16 protein-coding genes, 1 other RNA gene, 1 pseudogene and 1 riboswitch are annotated in these 17,694 nt (G+C 46.3%); of the genes and pseudogenes, 8 read left to right on the top strand and 10 right to left on the bottom strand.

What is annotated here, in order from left to right; translation table 11 throughout:
* Positions 1-71 precede the first annotated feature (71 nt).
* Genes ICN14_RS08880 through panC form a run of 3 tightly spaced genes read left to right on the top strand, consistent with a single transcriptional unit; the run spans position 72 to position 1,970 of the window.
* On the top strand, positions 72-260 hold the full coding sequence (locus ICN14_RS08880) for a DUF3460 family protein (protein ID WP_215330041.1): 189 nt from the start codon (positions 72-74) through the stop codon (positions 258-260).
* Entirely contained in the window at positions 253-1,122 is an 870-nt protein-coding gene (locus tag ICN14_RS08875) for a ScpA family protein (RefSeq protein ID WP_216226105.1), read from the top strand. Before ICN14_RS08880 ends, ICN14_RS08875 begins: the two co-directional genes overlap by 8 nt.
* Complete coding sequence (gene panC / locus ICN14_RS08870; RefSeq protein WP_216226104.1) at positions 1,119-1,970, top strand: pantoate--beta-alanine ligase; 852 nt, start codon at positions 1,119-1,121, stop codon at positions 1,968-1,970. The genes ICN14_RS08875 and panC overlap by 4 nt, the downstream gene beginning before the upstream one ends.
* Positions 1,971-1,998: 28 nt before the next feature.
* On the opposite strand, the gene ICN14_RS08865 is transcribed toward panC, so the two are convergent.
* From ICN14_RS08865 to ICN14_RS08840, 6 genes are all read right to left on the bottom strand, one after another.
* Positions 1,999-2,931 carry a methionyl-tRNA formyltransferase gene (locus tag ICN14_RS08865; RefSeq protein WP_216226103.1) on the bottom strand — a complete coding sequence of 311 codons (933 nt, stop codon included), beginning with the start codon at positions 2,929-2,931 and terminating at the stop codon, positions 1,999-2,001.
* Position 2,932: 1 nt separating this feature from the next.
* Entirely contained in the window at positions 2,933-4,180 is a 1,248-nt protein-coding gene (frc, locus tag ICN14_RS08860) for a formyl-CoA transferase (protein WP_216226102.1), read from the bottom strand.
* A 135-nt stretch (positions 4,181-4,315) separates the two neighbouring features.
* Complete coding sequence (locus ICN14_RS08855) at positions 4,316-4,738, bottom strand: PAS domain-containing protein (protein WP_216226101.1); 423 nt, start codon at positions 4,736-4,738, stop codon at positions 4,316-4,318.
* Between the two features lie 95 nt (positions 4,739-4,833).
* Entirely contained in the window at positions 4,834-6,084 is a 1,251-nt protein-coding gene (gene frc, locus ICN14_RS08850) for a formyl-CoA transferase (protein WP_216226100.1), read from the bottom strand.
* A gap of 76 nt (positions 6,085-6,160) precedes the next feature.
* Positions 6,161-7,870: an oxalyl-CoA decarboxylase gene (oxc, locus tag ICN14_RS08845; RefSeq protein ID WP_216226099.1), complete on the bottom strand. Its 1,710-nt coding sequence runs from the start codon at positions 7,868-7,870 to the stop codon at positions 6,161-6,163.
* 211 nt (positions 7,871-8,081) lie between these two features.
* Complete coding sequence (locus tag ICN14_RS08840) at positions 8,082-8,699, bottom strand: Crp/Fnr family transcriptional regulator (RefSeq protein ID WP_216179112.1); 618 nt, start codon at positions 8,697-8,699, stop codon at positions 8,082-8,084.
* A 70-nt stretch (positions 8,700-8,769) separates the two neighbouring features.
* A riboswitch (cobalamin riboswitch) is annotated at positions 8,770-8,985 on the top strand.
* A gap of 147 nt (positions 8,986-9,132) precedes the next feature.
* Between ICN14_RS08840 and ICN14_RS08835 the strand changes: the two genes are divergently transcribed.
* From ICN14_RS08835 to ICN14_RS08815, 5 genes and pseudogenes are all read left to right on the top strand, one after another.
* The gene (locus tag ICN14_RS08835; RefSeq protein WP_216226098.1) at positions 9,133-11,100 is read left to right on the top strand and encodes a TonB-dependent receptor domain-containing protein; all 1,968 of its coding nucleotides are present in this window, start codon (positions 9,133-9,135) and stop codon (positions 11,098-11,100) included.
* A gap of 27 nt (positions 11,101-11,127) precedes the next feature.
* A complete protein-coding gene (locus ICN14_RS08830; RefSeq protein ID WP_216226097.1) occupies positions 11,128-11,415 on the top strand; it encodes a hypothetical protein in 288 nt (95 codons plus the stop codon).
* Positions 11,390-11,614 (top strand): annotated as a pseudogene (locus tag ICN14_RS10445) (cell division protein ZapA); the annotation flags it as partial. The gene ICN14_RS08830 and the pseudogene ICN14_RS10445, both read left to right, overlap by 26 nt.
* 99 nt (positions 11,615-11,713) lie before the next feature.
* Positions 11,714-11,932: non-coding RNA, 6S RNA (gene ssrS, locus ICN14_RS08820), on the top strand.
* Positions 11,933-12,751 (top strand): sulfite exporter TauE/SafE family protein, encoded by an 819-nt coding sequence (locus ICN14_RS08815; protein WP_216226096.1) that lies wholly within the window; start codon positions 11,933-11,935, stop codon positions 12,749-12,751. It begins immediately after the preceding RNA gene.
* A gap of 17 nt (positions 12,752-12,768) precedes the next feature.
* Here the strand turns inward: ICN14_RS08815 and ICN14_RS08810 are convergent, their stop codons facing one another.
* From ICN14_RS08810 to lgt, 4 genes are all read right to left on the bottom strand, one after another.
* The gene (locus ICN14_RS08810) at positions 12,769-14,292 is read right to left on the bottom strand and encodes a malonyl-CoA synthase (RefSeq protein WP_216226095.1); all 1,524 of its coding nucleotides are present in this window, start codon (positions 14,290-14,292) and stop codon (positions 12,769-12,771) included.
* A gap of 39 nt (positions 14,293-14,331) precedes the next feature.
* The gene (locus ICN14_RS08805) at positions 14,332-15,330 is read right to left on the bottom strand and encodes a tripartite tricarboxylate transporter substrate binding protein (RefSeq protein ID WP_216226094.1); all 999 of its coding nucleotides are present in this window, start codon (positions 15,328-15,330) and stop codon (positions 14,332-14,334) included.
* A gap of 119 nt (positions 15,331-15,449) precedes the next feature.
* Positions 15,450-16,754 (bottom strand): malonyl-CoA decarboxylase, encoded by a 1,305-nt coding sequence (locus ICN14_RS08800; protein ID WP_216226093.1) that lies wholly within the window; start codon positions 16,752-16,754, stop codon positions 15,450-15,452.
* Between the two features lie 129 nt (positions 16,755-16,883).
* The gene (gene lgt, locus ICN14_RS08795) at positions 16,884-17,681 is read right to left on the bottom strand and encodes a prolipoprotein diacylglyceryl transferase (protein ID WP_216226092.1); all 798 of its coding nucleotides are present in this window, start codon (positions 17,679-17,681) and stop codon (positions 16,884-16,886) included.
* Positions 17,682-17,694: the final 13 nt, after the last annotated feature.

Raw genomic sequence — 17,694 nt, 5'->3', positions numbered from 1 at the left:
GGCTAGGCAGACAGTTGCCCCACAGTAATTTTTGCAAGCTATTGAATTAATTAAGAATTTTAGGAAATATGATGGCTAGATATACATCCGAATTCACCCAGTTCTTAAATGAGCTCAAATCCGAGAAACCGGACCTCGAAGCAGGCCAGCAAGCTGGTCGCGCACTCCTTTGGGATAAAGAGCCTTTGACTACTGAAGATCAACGTCGCGCTAAGGCAGCTAAATTAAAGCAGCGCGCTTACGTGTACTCGAATGACTGAGTTGGGAGCCGAGCCAGGAGCTCAATCTGAGTTATTAGATAGCACCCCATCGGTAACCGATGGAATGTCTTCCGCATTCGCCAAACTTTATGGCGAGCCATTATTTAAGCTTCCTACAGATCTATATATTCCGCCAGATGCACTAGAGGTTTTTCTAGAAGCATTTGAAGGTCCTCTGGATCTTCTGCTGTACCTGATTCGTAAACAGAATTTCAACGTCCTCGATATTCCGATGGCGCAGGTGACTCAACAGTACCTGAGCTACATCGATCAAATCCGCCACCATAACTTAGAGTTAGCAGCTGAATACTTGCTGATGGCTGCTATGTTGATCGAGATTAAATCTCGCATGCTATTGCCAATGAAGAAGGCTGATAGCGATGAAGAGGTTGAGGATCCACGTGCAGAACTGGTTCGCCGCCTCTTAGAGTACGAGCGTATGAAATTAGCCGCTCAAGAGCTCGATCAAATTCCACAGCAAGGGCGTGATTTCCAGATCGCCCATGGCCATGTGGATACAACCGTTGCAGTTACCTGGCCAGACGTTAATCAAGACGACTTACAGATGGCCTGGCGTGATGTCCTGCACCGCGCAAAACTAAACCAGCACCACACCATTACTCGCGAAGAGCTGTCTGTGCGTGACTTTATGACACGTATTTTGCGCCGCTTGCAAAGCACTAAATTCGTAGAGTTCGGCGAGCTGTTTGAAGAAGCCATTAAATCTGGCAAAGGCATTCCGGTCGTCATCGTCAACTTCATTGCCATGCTTGAGCTCTCACGTGAAGCGTTAGTGGAGATTACCCAAGCAGAGCCGTATGCACCGATTTATGTGCGCCTCGCCTACACACCTGTTGCATGAAAATTATTAGCGATATACAAGAGTTGCGTGACCACTTACGTGGACAAAATCGCGCCTCCTTTGTGCCGACTATGGGCAACCTCCATGAAGGTCATTTATCGCTCATGCGCCTTGCGAGACAACATGGCGATCCAGTGGTGGCCAGCATCTTTGTTAACCGTCTGCAGTTTGGCCCAAATGAAGATTTTGATAGCTACCCGCGAACCATGCAGGCAGATATTGATAAGTTAGAAAAAGAAGGTGTGTACATCTTGTTTGCGCCAACTGAGCGCGACTTATATCCACAGCCCCAAGAGTATCGAGTAGATCCGCCACAGCAATTAGGTGACATCCTTGAAGGTGAGTTCCGCCCCGGCTTCTTTAAAGGTGTTTGCACAGTTGTACTCAAGCTACTTTCTTGTGTACAACCTAAAGTCGCAGTGTTTGGAAAAAAAGATTACCAACAGCTGATGATCATTCGTCAAATGGCTAAGCAGTTTGCATTGCCTGTAGAAATCATTCCGGGCGAAACAGTGCGTGCTGAAGATGGCCTAGCCCTCTCCTCTCGCAACGGCTATCTCTCTCCTGAAGAGCGCGCAGAAGCACCTGAACTACAGAAAGTCTTACAAGAAGTTCGTGCCCGAGTGCTAGATTTAAGTCAGCGCAATATGCACTCACTGATCGAGATTGAAAAAATCGCGGTAGATCTTCTCACTGGCCGTGGTTGGCAACCGGACTACATTGCTATTCGTCAGCAAAGTGATTTAGCCCCAGCTTCCAATGAAAGCCTGCAGACTGGCGAACCGCTCGTCATTCTGACGGCTGCCAAGCTTGGTAAAACGCGCTTGATTGATAACCTAGAAATCTAGTTTCTAGGTATTTGATTTACGCTGCGATTTACAGCGCGAAGAACTGTCCCACTTCCAAGTTCAACTCTTTGGCTAATTCAGCGCCAGTTACTTTTCCAGCTGCGCCTTTTGCCTTCAGGACTTCGATTTGTCCACCATGGCAGGTGACAAAGAAAGAATCTAGGGTAATTTGAGTGACTTCACCAGGCTTACCCTTGACCGAACCAAATGTAGCCGCCACATGCTTGTGACAGTCGTAGATCTGCACTTTTTGCTCGCCAAACTTAGTCCAAGCGCCAGGCGCAGGATTGCATGCACGAATCAAGTTGTAGATCTGGGTAATGTGAGTAGTCCAATGGATTTGAGCTGCATCAACACCCAACCAACCTTCATAATTTGCCTGAGATTCATCTTGAACAACTTCTTGATGTTTATTGGCAACTACGAGATCAGCAGCCTCAAGCAAAGCCTTCACGCCATCCGGGAAAAGATGATCAAAGTAAATCTTACCCAAGGTGTCATCAGGGCCAATAGCGACCTCTTTTTGCAAAATGACTTCACCTTCATCCAAACCATCGGATGGGCGGAAGATCGTTAAGCCCGTTTTCTCCTCACCCAATGCAATCGCCCAATTGATGGCGCTTGGGCCACGATACTTAGGTAGAAGCGAAGGGTGATACTGAATAGTGCCGTGCTTTGGAATCTTGCAAAGCTCTTGCGGTACAAACTGAAGCACATAGGCCATCACACAGATGTCAGCCTTGCTATCAATCATTGCTTGCGCCGCCTCAGGGCCTTTAAGAGAGGCAAATTGCAAGGGAGTTAAGCCTCTAGCAATCGCCGCCTCTTTAAGGACTTCAGGCTTGGTTGATTTCGGATTATCGGGCGGACAGAACACGGCAACAACTTCATCGCCGCGATCTAAAAAGGCTTCTAATGCTGCCTTACCAAAATCCGCACTTCCAATCAACGCAACCCGCATCTTAGATTACCTTATCGTGACGAAGAGCAATCAACTCATCAGTAGTAAAGCCTAGCTCACTAAGAATCTCATCGGTATGCTCACCAAGCAATGGTGAACGAGTCACATCAGTTGGGCTATCAGACATCTTGATTGGATTACCCACAGTGAGGTACTTGCCACGAATTGGATGATCCACTTCAACAACCGTTCCAGTTGCACGCAGTGAAGGCTCCTCTGCAATTTCTTTCATTGACAGAATTGGACCGCATGGAATGTCATACTTATTTAAAGTATCCATTACTTCAAACTTAGACAATGTGGATGTCCACTTTTCGATCTCTGCAAAGATTTCCATCAGGCGGGGTAATCGAGCCATTGCAGACGCGTAATTAGGATCAGTGATCCAATCTTCACGGCCAATCACTTTGCAAATCGCCTCCCATACTGGAGCCTGAACCACTACATAAATATAGGAATTGGGGTCTTGCTCCCAGCCTTTGCATTTCAGAATCCAACCAGGCTGACCGCCACCAGAGGCATTACCAGCGCGGGGTACAGAATCGCCAAACTCGCCATTCGGAAACTGTGGGTACTCTTGCATCGTGCCGTTACGCTCTAAGCGCTGTTGATCACGCAACTTCACGCGGCATAAATTCAATACCGCATCTTGCATTGCTGCCAATACTTTTTGTCCGCGACCAGAGTGCGTGCGTTGATATAGCGCAGTCACAATACCAAGCGCCAAATGTAAGCCGGTACCGCTATCACCAATCTGTGCACCAGTTACCATTGGAGGACCGTCATCAAAACCAGTAGTCGATGCTGAACCACCAGCACACTGCGCTACGTTTTCATAAACCTTGCAGTCTTCATAAGGACCAGGACCAAAACCTTTTACAGAAGCCATGATCATCATTGGATTGAGCTCTTGAATACGCTCCCAAGAAAAACCCATACGATCTAATGCGCCAGGAGCAAAGTTCTCAACCAGAACATCGCACTCTTTAATCAAGCGCTCAAGAATTTCTTTGCCTTTTGGAGTCTTCGTATTCACAGTGATGGAACGCTTGTTATGGTTCAACATCGTGAAATACAAACTGTCTGCATCAGGGATATCGCGCAATTGACCACGAGTAGCATCGCCCTCACCCGATTTTTCTACTTTGATTACATCCGCGCCGAACCAAGCGAGCAACTGAGTGCAAGTTGGGCCGGATTGAACGTGCGTAAAGTCGAGGACTTTCACCCCTTCTAATGCTTTTGCCATGATTAAAGTCCTAATAAGATTGAAATTTTGAATTAAGCCAATTTTACCAGCGACGGATTGCGGTGCAACATGGCATGCCTACTTATTGGGCACATCTAGCAATGGATGCCCCATATTAGCTATTTGGGCGCAAATTTATTGATTTTCAAGATCAGAAAGTCGCTTTTTAAGAGCACTTTCTTCAGTAAAACGCTCAGTCTCATCACGAATCACTGCTGCCACCCCATTAGCCTGATGTTTCTCATCAAACAACATGCCCACGCTAAAGGCGATGGATAAAGTACGTCCATCTTTGTGCTTTGCTGGGACTTTTAATAATGAAGTACCGTATCGGGTAGTTCCTGTCTCCATGGATTTGCTGTAACCCTCGTTATGCCTTTGACGTTGACGCTCGGGAACGATCAAATCCAAGGTATTGCCAAGCGCCTCTTCCTCCGAATAGCCAAAAATTCTGGTGGCAGCGGCATTCCAAAGAACAATCTTTTCATGGGCATCGGCAACCACTACCGCGTCACCAATACAGTCAATTAATTGGTTTAAATCAATATTCGTTTTCATACTGTCAGTCTATAGACATTAGTTTGATCCAGGCAAATAAAAAAGGCGCCCACAAGGAGCGCCTTCAAAACTAAAACAAGTAATACTAATTATTATTAAACCGCTTTTGCTGCATGTAACTTAGCGATGTCATCAGCGCTATAGCCAAGGTCAGTCAATACTTCATTGGTGTGCTCACCCAATACTGGTGATGGACCAACTTCGATTTCCAAATCAGAGAACTTGATTGGGCTACCAATTGTCAAATATTTGCCACGAACTTTGTGGTCAACTTCAACGATAGAACCACTCTTACGCAAATCAGGAGATGCAGCCAATTCCTTCATTGAGAGTACTGGTGCACAAGGAATATCGAACTTGCGGAGGATGTCCACAGCTTCGTATTTAGTTTTGTCCTTGAGCCACTCTTCAATTGTTGCGAAGATGTCAAAAATCTTATCTTGACGCGCTTCAGCAGTCATGTAGGCTGGATCTGTTGCCCACTCTGGTTTGCCCAAAGCTTTAGTGATTGGCTCCCAAGCATGACCTTGAATAGTGAAGTAGATATAAGCATTAGGATCTGTTTCCCAGCCCTTACACTTCAATACCCAACCTGGCTGACCGCCACCACCAGCGTTACCGCCACGTGGAACTACGTCAGAGAATGTACCGTGTGGATACTGTGGATACTCTTCGAGGTAGCCAATTTTGTCCAAACGCTGTTGATCACGCAACTTCACGCGGCACAAGTTCAATACAGCATCTTGCATTGAGCAGGATACTTTTTGACCTTTGCCAGTTTTTTGACGCTGCATCAATGCAGTCAAAATACCAATTGCCAAATGCATACCTGTATTGCTATCGCCCAAAGCGGCAGCAGAAACTGTAGGAGGACCATCCCAGAAACCAGTTGTAGAAGCGGCACCACCGGCACACTGAGCAACGTTCTCATACACTTTTAAGTCTTCATATGAGTGGCCATCGCTAAAGCCTTTTACGGATGCCATGATCATCTTTGGATTCAATTCCTGAATACGTGCCCAGCTAAAACCCATGCGATCCAAAGCGCCTGGACCGAAGTTCTCAACCATCACATCAGAAGTCTTGATCATCTTCTCTAAAACTTCTTTACCTTCTTGAGTCTTAGTATCCAAAGTCAAAGAACGTTTGTTACCGTTCAACATAGTGAAGTACAAAGCATCCGCACCTGGGATGTCACGTAACTGGCTACGAGTTACGTCGCCAGAACCTGGACGCTCTACCTTGATCACGTCCGCGCCGTACCAAGCCAATAGCTGAGTACATGCAGGACCTGCTTGTACGTGTGTGAAGTCGATGATACGAATGCCGTCTAATGGTTTAGTCATGTTTGATTCTCCTTAAAGTCTTTCTTGTGTATTGCTAAATTTGTTCTTAAAAAATTACTGATTAATTGCTTTCGGATTACTTCTTGCCTGCTGCAGTTGATGGGTTCAAGTTAGTCAAACGTCCACTCTCTGTACCAGCTGTCTCATCAATCACGGCATTAATCAAAGCAGGCTTACCTTCGGCAATCGCTTTAGTCAAAGCCGCTTCCAATTCAGCTGGAGTAGTTACGTAGTAACCAACGCCACCAAACGCCTCAATCATCTTGTCGTAACGGGCATTTTTAACGAATACTGTTGGGGCAACATCTGCACCACCAGTTGGGTTTACGTCAGTACCGCGATACACGCCGTTGTTATTGAATACAACTGTAGTGATTGGCAGGTTGTAACGGCAAATTGTTTCCAACTCCATGCCGCTAAAGCCAAATGCGCTATCACCCTCAACTGCTACAGTTGGCAAGCCGCTAGTTACAGCAGCACCAATGGCGTAGCCCATACCAATACCCATAATTCCCCAAGTACCGGAATCGAAACGCTTACGTGGCTTATACATATCCACAATTGCGCGGCAATAGTCGAGTGTATTTGCGCCTTCGTTAACCAAGTTCACATCTGGGTTCTTCTTGATCACATCACGAATAGCGCGCAATGCGCCGTGGAAGTTCATTGGTGAAGCTTCTTTAGCAAGAGTCTCAGCCATCTTCGCCAAGTTCTTATCTTTCTTCTCATTGATTGCGCCAATCCACTCAGCGCTTGGCTTCGGAACAGCAGCAATACCTTTGAGGAGCTCGCCAACAACAGAGCCGATATCACCAATCAATGGAGCATCAATTTGTACGTTGCTATCAACTTCGTTTGATTGAATATCGATCTGGATAAATTTCTTAGGATCTTTGCCCCATGTCTTACCCTTACCGTGTGCAAGCAACCAGTTCAAACGCGCACCAACCAACATCACCGCATCGGCTTCAGCCAATACAAATGAACGTGCTGCAGAAGCAGATTGCGGGTGATTGTCTGGTAACAAACCTTTGGCCATTGACATTGGTAAGTAAGGAATACCAGACTTCTCAATCAATGCACGAATATCCGCATCGGCTTGAGCGTATGCAGCGCCTTTACCCAAGAGAATTAATGGACGCTTAGCACCCTTCAATACATTCAAGGCGCGCTCAATAGCATCGGCCGCAGGGATTTGACGTGGAATTGGATCGATTACCTTGAAGATGGACTTCTTAGCTTCTTCCACAGGCATTGTCTGAGCCAATAGTTGTGCAGGCAAGTCCAGGTAAACACCACCCGGACGACCAGAAACGGCTGCACGAATAGCGCGCGCAAAACCAATGCCGATATCTTCGATGTGATTAATACGGTATGCAGCTTTGCAATATGGCTTAGCAGCATTGAGCTGATCCATCTCTTCGTAATCACCCTGCTGCAAGTCAACGATTTCACGTTCGCTTGAACCAGAAATCAAAATCATTGGGAAACAGTTCACTGTGGCATTTGCCAACGCTGTTAAACCATTCAAGAAACCAGGCGCTGACACAGTCATGCAGATACCAGGCTTTTGAGTCATGTAACCAGCAATTGCAGCGGCGTTACCTGCATGCTGTTCGTGACGGAAACCAATGAAGCGCAATCCTTCCGCTTGAGCCAAACGGCACAAGTCGGTAATTGGAATACCAACGAGACCGAAAATAGTATCTAGGTCATTTGCTTTTAAAGCATCAATAACGAGATGGAAGCCATCGGTGACTTGGGTATTTTGATTATCTGTTGTCATAGAAATTTATAGTTAATTACACCGCCCGAACGTAAAGGTGTTCAGTGCAATTTAGCTTTCGCTAACTGTCTCCAATTAAGTTATTAGTAGTGCCACGGGCAACTAAAAACATACCCGTTGAGGCTGAGATGAATCTTAGGCTCGGGGCCGGTGTTCATCATTGACTTCGGTCAATTTCCCCTGAAATCTAGAAGCAACCGGGGGTTTCTAATTAGACAAAGAGCTCTTTATGCTTGGTTTTGAGGCGGCTCAAAGTCTCTGGGGAGAGGTTCAGGTAGGCAGCCAGCTCTTTTTTGGGGAGAAGCTCGAATAAGTCCTCGTATTTACGTAAAAACCGCTCTACTCGGCCCGGGGCATCGAGCATATGCAAGGTGATTGTGTGGGCCATGATCTCGCTCATGAGGCGCATAACCTCAAACTCAAAGCTTTCCTTGAGAGGTTTGTGGGCATCCAAAAACTCAGCCCACTTCTTGAGCGGCATACGGGCAACGCGGGCTTTGGTTACCGAGGCAATGCTGTATGGGGCCGCCGTCTTGAGGCGCCAAGCTGCATAGCTCGTTTCAATATCTTTTTCGATGGCAAAACGCAAAATCATCTCTTTTGCATCCGCACTAGAAACAATGCGCTTCAAGATTCCGTCCAGCACAAAGTACTGCTCCATCTGGTGATCACCTTGATGAAGCAGGATTTCTGATTTTTTGAGGTCTGAAATGACTAAATGGCGCTCTAAATCAGCCATCGCTTCAGGATCCAAGCTTTTCAACACCGAGTTTTGGCTCAGCTGCAAACGAATCAGGTTTTTTTCGGGGTGCTTGTCTAATGCGGTCATGAATCCTTAATCCTAGAGGCTCTATTGTAGGCTTTTTTAGCTTTTTAAGCCGATCCGAGGCTGGCCTGGGATAGAATTGCAGGGTCGTGGTGCTTTATTGCAGTGCAATAAAGTTAAACGGGAAACACAAAACGTGTGCTGCCCCCGCAACGGTAAGTAAATACACCCTAACTTCAAAGTGAAGGTGTCAGGAGTCTGAGTAAGCCACTGTGCGCGTCAATTGCATGGGAAGGCCAGATTCTGAGATTTACTAGCCCGGATACCGGCCAAGACAGGTGGAATTTTGCGGACGGGGACCTTCGCGCGCCGATGAAGCATCCCCAGTCAAGCTGGTCAGATGCCCAATTGACGCCTGAACTCTCACAAAGTGAAATTCTGTTCGACCCAGCTTACGGGGAAGTGAGCTAGGTGATTCGAAGGCAGAAGGTTCATCATGAAACAGCAGTTCAGCAAAACTAAAGTTACCCTCTTTATGGGTGTACTTACTAGCATCAGTGCCTTTGCGCAAAACAACTCACCCACAGTTTTAGCAAGCGCCAACAATTCCACTAATCCCATCATCGTCACTGCGACTCGGACACCAACTAAAGCCAGTGATGTACTGGCCGATAACGTTTACATTGGCTCAGAAGAAATTGAGCAAGCAGGGCAAACCAGCTTAGTGGAATTGCTCCAACGACAAAAAGGAGTGACCATCTCTAGCTATGGAACTGGCGGATCTAATGCCAGCGTTTTCTTACGCGGCACTACTAATAATCAGACTCTCGTATTAATCGATGGAGTACGCATTGATGATTCCATTAATGGCGGCACCAACTGGTCAGCAATCCCACTAACGATCATCGATCATATTGAAATTGTTTTCGGACCTCAAAGCAGTCTATATGGATCTGATGCCATAGGCGGTGTAGTGCAAATTTTTACAAAGAAAGGTGATGGTCCTGCCAAGGTAGGCGCTTCCTTTGGATACGGCAGCTATGGCACAAGCATTAGCGAAGTCAGCATCAATGGTTCAACTCAAGGCGATCAAAAAATTCGCTACGCTCTGGCAGCCAGTCAAACCCTCTCTATGGGTTTCAATACCATAGCAACCAACAACAAGGATGGACTTACTGCATCAGGAAGAACTGGGTATGTTCAAGATAGTATTACCGGCAGGCTATCGCAGGAATGGAGCAACGGACAAGAGATTGGTTTGCAGTTTCTAAATAGCCGACTGAATAATCAGCTACCAGGATATGACCCACAAGAGTTTTTATATCAGCAAACTCAAAATCAAGTTTCTCAATTAGGGACCTATTCCCTCTATTCTAAAAATCAAGTGATGGAAAACTGGCGCAGTCTCTTGCAAGCATCTGCGCAAACAGGGACTGCTTTGACTCATGCTCCCAACACACCTGATAATCCTGCATACGACAGCACTCTAAATCAGAGACAAAATACTTACACTTGGCAAAATGATTTTTCTATCGGCACCGATATTTTGCAAGTATTGGCAGAACGTAAAACCCAAAAGATATCGAGCAATCAACTCGACTACAACAACGGTGACTTTAATAATCTGACTGCACCCTATCCTTTTTTAGGCTTTAGTCAAACCCGCAATACGAATTCAGGGGCAATTGCGTATCAACTCAAAAGAGAAGCGCACATCGCAAACTTCTCACTCCGTAATGACAGCATCTCAGGCTACGGCCCTCAAACCACAGGCGCAGCAGCTTACGGCTACTTCTTCACTAAACAATGGCGCGCAAATATTAACTATGGCACTGGCTTTAGAGCGCCAACATTCAATGACCTCTATTACCCGGGCTATGGAAATACAGCGATCCTTCCCGAGAAAAGTAAGAACACGGAAGCAGGTCTGCACTACGAAAAACCAGGCCTTGATGGACACCTCGTAGTCTATAGCAACTCCATCTCAAACCTGATTCAAGTCAGCAATTCCGATACATGCCCAGTAGGAACGGGTATTTTTGGCTGCGCATCAAACGTAGCTAGCGCCAAAATTACCGGTGGGACTTTGAGTGGGGCCGCACAAATTTCATCATTTAGCCTCAAAGGCTCGTTTACCCAACAAAATCCAGTCAACGAGAGCACCAATAGCGTCCTTATTAAGCAAGCAAAACAATATGGCAATTTGGCTGCTGAATACCTCTACCTCAAACTGACTGCCGGCGTTGGCGCCACTTTCTCCGGAAGAAGAGATGATTTTCAGGGCGCCAATACCGGCATGGGGGGCTACACCATTTTTAATCTCTATGCCAACTATGATCTAGCGAAGGACCTGAGTGTCTTTGCCCGCTGGAATAATGCTTTAAATAAGAACTACCAATTAAGCTATGGCTACAACACCCCGGGCTCAAACGTATTTGTGGGCCTGCGTTACGCCATGAAATAAGCCCTTTTTTCAGACTACAATGCCATTATGAATGAGACTCCCCCTCTTTCCACTGGCAACCAGGCATCAGATATGGATGGGCTATGCGCTTCCATCAATCGCGTGACTGGAAAAATTCACGCCATTGCCCAAGCAGTTCAGAACTTAAATCAAAATCGAGTGCAACTCGAAAATAAGATTGAAGATGCACAAAAACGGATTCAGCATATTTTGAGTCGTCTGCCAGAACAAAGTGACGGACGTCAATTGAACTTGCTCGGTGAGCCCGTGACACCAACCAATCCAGAGGATGACAATGAGCCAACAACGCATTGAAGTAACCCTCGCCGGTCAAAAGATCACATTAGCAACTAGCGCTGAGCATGAGTCTTTACTTCGTGCGGCCTGCACATTAGTCGATGAACAAATTCAACTAGCAATTAACGGTGGCAATCGCAGCATTGAGCGCGCCAGCATGATGGCTGCGCTAAAGATCGCTGGTGACCTCATTAAATTACAAACCGCTTCCGAGCAAATTCCTGCTCAGAGTCATTCATCCAATCCTGAAGAGATTGCTCGACTCCAGAATGAAATTCATACCCTGGAAGATCAAGTGGATGCTCTGATGCAAAGCCTTTCCCTGCCTGGTTCGCCAAGGCCAATAGTTCCTTGAACCGATGCGCAAGCATCAGGAACGATCTTTACACTGTGGGCGTGAGCGTTTTGAATCTTCACAGTGGCAGCTTCGCGCTGTTCACTCCCTGAACTTCTTAATGCACCCGAAGCAGAGTAGCCGTTCCACCTTGAACCTTAGGGTTCAGGATGACGGCCTAGCGGCTAAGGCGGGGAATTCATGTCAATAACCGATATCGCAATGTTGATGTTGTGTGGGAGCATATCGGGCTTTCTAGCCGGACTCCTAGGTATTGGTGGCGGAATGATTTTGGTGCCATTCATGATTGTGGTCTTTAACCATTTAGGGTTTGGTCAAAATGTCATCGTACATATGGCCATCGCAACCGGTATGGCAACCATCCTATTTACAACTACCTCAGCCATCTGGGCGCATCACAAACACAACTCAATCGATTGGAAGTTAGTGGCATCACTTAGCCCAGGTCTAGTGATTGGCAGCCTTGTAGGCGGTAGTGAAATTTTTGAAGCAATTAATACCTCTTGGCTATCTCTATTCTTTGCCATTTTTATCGTCTACACGTCGATCCAAATGATCATCAATAAAAAACCTACAGCCGGAAGAGAGCTGCCAGGAACCCTTGGACTTTTCTCATTCGGAGCGCTGACAGGGGTGATTGCCAGTCTAGTTGGCGCAGGCGGCGCATTTATTACCGTGCCATTTATGCTTTGGTGCAATGTAAAACCGCATACCGCTATGGCAAGTTCTTCGGGCTTAGGATTTCCGATTGCGGCTGCAGCCACAATTGGTTATATGTATGGAAGTTGGGGCAACCCCAATCTTCCCGCTGGCTCACTCGGATTTGTTTATGTTCCAGCGGTACTCTGCATTGTGGCGGTCAGTATATTCACCGCCCCACTTGGCGCAAAAATGGCCAGAAAACTCAATGTAGCTCAACTCAAACGCATCTTTGGTGTGATGCTATTTATGCTTGCGGCCTTCATGTTTAATGAAAGCCGCAAGGCATTCGGTTTCTAAGTCAGTATTTTCTGCTGTTAGCTGGTGTATTGCTGACGCAGAATATTCTTCTGCACTTTACCCATAGCGTTACGGGGCAAGTCAGAAACAATCTCTAAACGCTTTGGAATCTTGAAATTCGCAATTTGAGTTTTGAGTGTGGCGATCATTGCTTGCGCATCTAATTTAGCGCCTGCTTTTGGCACTACCACCGCCATTACCGCCTCACCAAAGTCTGGGTGTGGAATACCGATCACAGCACTTTCATCTACGCCGTCCATATCATCAATAAAGCTCTCGATTTCTTTTGGATAGACGTTATAGCCACCAGAAATAATCAGATCCTTGCTGCGACCAACGATGCAGAGGTAGTCTTTAGGCGCTTTACCGCCATTGGCATCACCACCCCAGCGACCGACGTCACCAGTCTTAAACCAGCCGTCCTTGGTAAATTCCTCAGCGGTTTTTTCTGGCATGCGCCAGTAGCCCTTGAATATATTTGGACCCTTAACCTGAATGCTGCCGATTTCATCAACACCGCATGGCTTATTACCCTCATTCACCACGCGAACTTTGACGCCCGGTAAAGGCAAACCAACGGATCCACCTACGCGATTGCCTTTATACGGATTGGAAACCAACATCACGGTCTCACTCATGCCATAGCGCTCAAGAATCGGCTGGCCAATCACTTCTTTAAAAGAATTAAATGTTTCGGTCAGCAACGGTGCAGAACCAGAAACGAACAGGCGCATATTGCGGGCAACGTTTTTATTAAAACCTTTATCCGCCAACAAACGTACATAGAAGGTTGGCACACCCATCATCACAGTGGAGTTTGGCATGTGATGAATTAATTGCGCAGTATCTAAGCGTGGCAACCAAATCATTTTGCTGCCGTTAATTAATGCGCCATGTGCAGCCACAAATAATCCATGAACGTGGAAGATCGGGAGTGCATGCAATAAAACATCGCCTTTTTTCCAACCCCAAAACTTTTGTAGCACTTGCGCATTACTTCCCAAGTTTTTATGGGTCAACATTGCGCCTTTGCTGCGACCAGTTGTGCCAGAGGTATACAAGATTGCCGCCAAATCATCATCTTTAACGGCGACTGTTTTGAACTGATCGCTTTGACCAGCAGAGCGCTCTAATAGAGTGCCCTTGCGATCTTCATCCAAAGTAAAGACATGTTTAGTGCCAGCCTTAAAAGCAACCTTGGATACCCAAGAGAAATTCTTGCTGCTGCAAACTACGACTGCAGGCTCAGCATTCTCTAAGAAGTATTGAATTTCTGCTGCTTGGTAAGCGGTATTCAGAGGCAGATAAACGTAGCCCGCCTTAATAGTAGCGAGGTACAGAAAGAGCGCTTCAGGAGATTTCTCAACCTGCACCGCAATACGAGATCCTGCGGGTAGTTTGAGACTCTTGAGAAGGTTCGCCATTTTGGCAGTAGCGCGCTCTAGATCACTCCAGGAGTAATACAACCCATCATGCGTTTCTAGTGCACATGCCTGCTTATCTTTTGGAAAACCTTTTTCCAATAAGGAATATAAATTCATTAGAGCCTCAAATCCAAACCAGTAAATTAAATCAAATTGTTAATCAAGCTTTGCGCCAGAGGCCTTAGCCACTGCAGCCCAACGCTTAATATCAGCGGATACAAATTTGCCAAAAGCATCACCAGTCAAAGTTGGTGTATCTGAACCGTTGTTGGTCCAAATTGTTTTCAACTCAGGGGTATTGAGTGCTTTTTGCACCTCAGCAATCATCTTGTCAACGATAGGCTGAGGAGTTCCCTTAGGAGCAAACAGGCCATACCAAGTTGACACCTCGTAGCCCACTAAACCAGCCTCAGCCGCTGTAGGTACATTTGGAAATGCAGCAGAACGCTTCTGAGATGCAACCGCTAAAGCAACGATTGAACCATTTTTGATTTGTGCTGCTGATGAGCCTAAACCATCAAACTCCACATCGACCTGGCCTGCAATCAGGTCTTGCATAGCCGGGCCTGCACCGCGATAAGGAATGTGAGTAATAAAGGTTTTGGTCAACATTTTAAACTGCTCACCAGCCAAGTGATGTGAAGAGCCATTACCAGCACTAGCGTAGTTGAACTTACCTGGATTCTTTTTCAAGAGTTCAATAAATTCTTTTAAGTTTTTAACTTGAACATTCTTTGGGTTCACCACGATGACTTGAGGTGGGCTAGCAATCATTGCAACCGGGATAAAGCTTTTCTCAATGTCGTAATCCAAGTTTGGATACATGGAGGGAGCGATTGCATGATGAGCCGCACCAACAAAAAAGCTGTAGCCATCTGGAGCCGCTTTAGCAGCCAAGGATGCACCCAATGTACCGCCAGCGCCGCCACGGTTATCGATGATGATTTGCTTGCCCAACTGCTTTGTTAGTTGCGCAGCCAAAGGACGGGCAAAGGCATCAGTACCACCACCAGCAGGAAAAGGCACAACAAAAGTAATTGGTTTGTTTGGCCACTCTTGAGCCATCACGGCAAGAGGGGCAGCGCAAATTAAAAACAGCGCTTTTTTCAAAGTGCTTAATGAGAATGCAGAATTGCTGTTTGTTTTAGTAAACATGCTTGTCTCCTTTATCTTTTACCAACTATTGCGTTGGTTTTTGTTTTCACAACTAACTATTAACCCCTTATTCTAAGGGGACTTCCGCTTTTCAGCAGAAGTTAGCCCTAGCGTTAACACTAGGGCGCCATTAAGCGACCTACGGCTTTGGAATACACAATTTCACCATTGGCGAAGCGTTCATGATTATCTTCCACGCTTCCTAAGTCATACAGGTAATTCACCATCAGGCCAGCAGACTGGCGCAATCCTTTACGGGATAAATCACCCGCCCAGTTCACTAGGTGCAACTTCGCGCCATTACCCAAATGAAACTTCGCCACTGGATTACCATCACGCCCGGTGGAGGCAAGACCTAAATACATACTTGCCAAGCTCAATAAAGCTGCTTTTTCTTTCTCAGAGGCAAGATCTGGATGCCAGCCACCTGCTAAGCGCTCGCTCCAAGATTGACTCTCGAGCTTTAGTACTGCCAAAGCAGCATCTCTTGCGATCTTGAGATTTGGCTTCAATCTTTCAGCTGGAACACCCTCACCTAAATTCGCACCTGCGGCAACCCAATCCATAAACCCTGGAATTGGGGATAAAGTTACAAAGGTTTTTATTCCAGGGAATTCAGCATGCAACTGCTCTGCTACCCGCTTAATTAAAAAGTTACCCATCGAAACACCGCGAAGTCCGGGCTCACAGTTACTGATGGAATAAAAAACTGCAACCTTGTATTGAGAGGTTTGATCCACTACATCCGCCTTCTTGTCCACTAACGGAGTAATCACCGTTGGAATCTCAGGCAATAGCGCAACTTCAACAAAAATCAGAGGCTCACTAGGAAGTTGAGGATGAAAGAAAGCGAAGCAACGACGATCTGGCTGGAGGCGACGACGCAAGTCATCCCAACCATCAATAGCATGCACTGCCTCATGCTTAATGAGCTTCTCGAGCACCTCAGCTGGGGACTTCCAGTCAACCCGATGCATTTTTAGAAAACCCGGATTGAACCATGAAGATAGGAGATGACGTAAATCAAAATCGACTGCGGCTAACTCTGGTTTTTTATCAAGTAATTGCAATAAATCTCGGCGCATTTCCACTACGGCAGCAGTGCCCTGACTAGCGCGATTGAGGCGGCGAAAAAATTCTTGGCGAGGAGACTCAGAAACTTTTTGCAGCTGAATGTAATTACGTGCACTGGAATCAGCAACAAAATTTTGTGCCGCTTTCAGCACCGCATCAGCCTGAGGATTTAGCTTTTCAAAAAGAAAAGTGAAAAAAGATACGTACTGATCTTTAGTTAATTTACGGTAGTTATTAACCACATCATCAGCCATGCTGAGGGCATTCGATTCGCCTCGCTCAGATATCAAACGCTTAATGGCGTTATTTGCCTTAGACAAATTTCGAGCTTTTGTTAGCTTCTCCAGCATGAATATCCTTCAGTTGAGGTGGAAATAGTCAGAAATCGGGCAAATTCATCAAATAGCTGATGTTTTCATGGGGAATCTGGCCAATTTTAAGGAATTGGCTACAAAAGACCCAGAAAAACCGTTTTTTAACTACTGATAGCTGCCGTTTTTCGTATTTACTCTCACTATAAGGTAAATTCCGAAAATTATCATGGGCACCGAAAGCCACTGCCCCATGGACAGGCCAAGACCCAAGAGGCCCAAGAAGGCATCGGGCTCACGGGCAAATTCTGCTAAAAAGCGGCAAAGTCCATAGCCCAACAAAAACAATCCTGAAACCTGCCCCACCCGACGTGGCTTGCTGGAATAGATCCACAGAACAATGCCCAAACAAATGCCTTCGCCAAAGAACTGATAGATCTGAGAAGGGTGACGGGGAATGGAGTCAACCATTGGAAACACCATGGCCCAAGGCAAGTCTGTCGGCCTACCCCACAGCTCCCCATTGATGAAATTACCCAAGCGGCCAAATGCCAAACCAAAAGGTACTAGTGGCGCAACTAAGTCACTCACAACAAAGAATGAAACCTTACGACGATAAGCAAACCAGAGCAATGCCAGCAAAACGCCGAGCAGTCCTCCATGAAAGGACATGCCGCCCTCCCATATCTTGAAGATACTCAGGGGGTTTGCAAAATAGTAAGCGGGCATATAAAACAGGGTGTAACCCAAACGCCCGCCAAGCACGACACCCAAAACACCGGCAAACAGAAGATCTTCAAGATCTTTGTATGACCAACCTAAAGATTGATATTGCGCAGCGCGTATACGCAGACGACCTAACAATAAAAATTGAGTAAAAGCTAAGAGATACATCAAGCCATACCAATGGATGGCAAACGAGCCAATCCGAATTGCGGCAGGATCAAATTCTGGATGAATCAACATACTTGGAGATGGT

Origin of the sequence: Polynucleobacter sp. MG-27-Goln-C1 (assembly GCF_018881905.1) — a bacterium.
Lineage (GTDB): Bacteria > Pseudomonadota > Gammaproteobacteria > Burkholderiales > Burkholderiaceae > Polynucleobacter.
The sequence above is the reverse complement of the archived record's forward strand: the minus strand, read 5'-3'. Positions and strand labels throughout refer to the sequence as shown.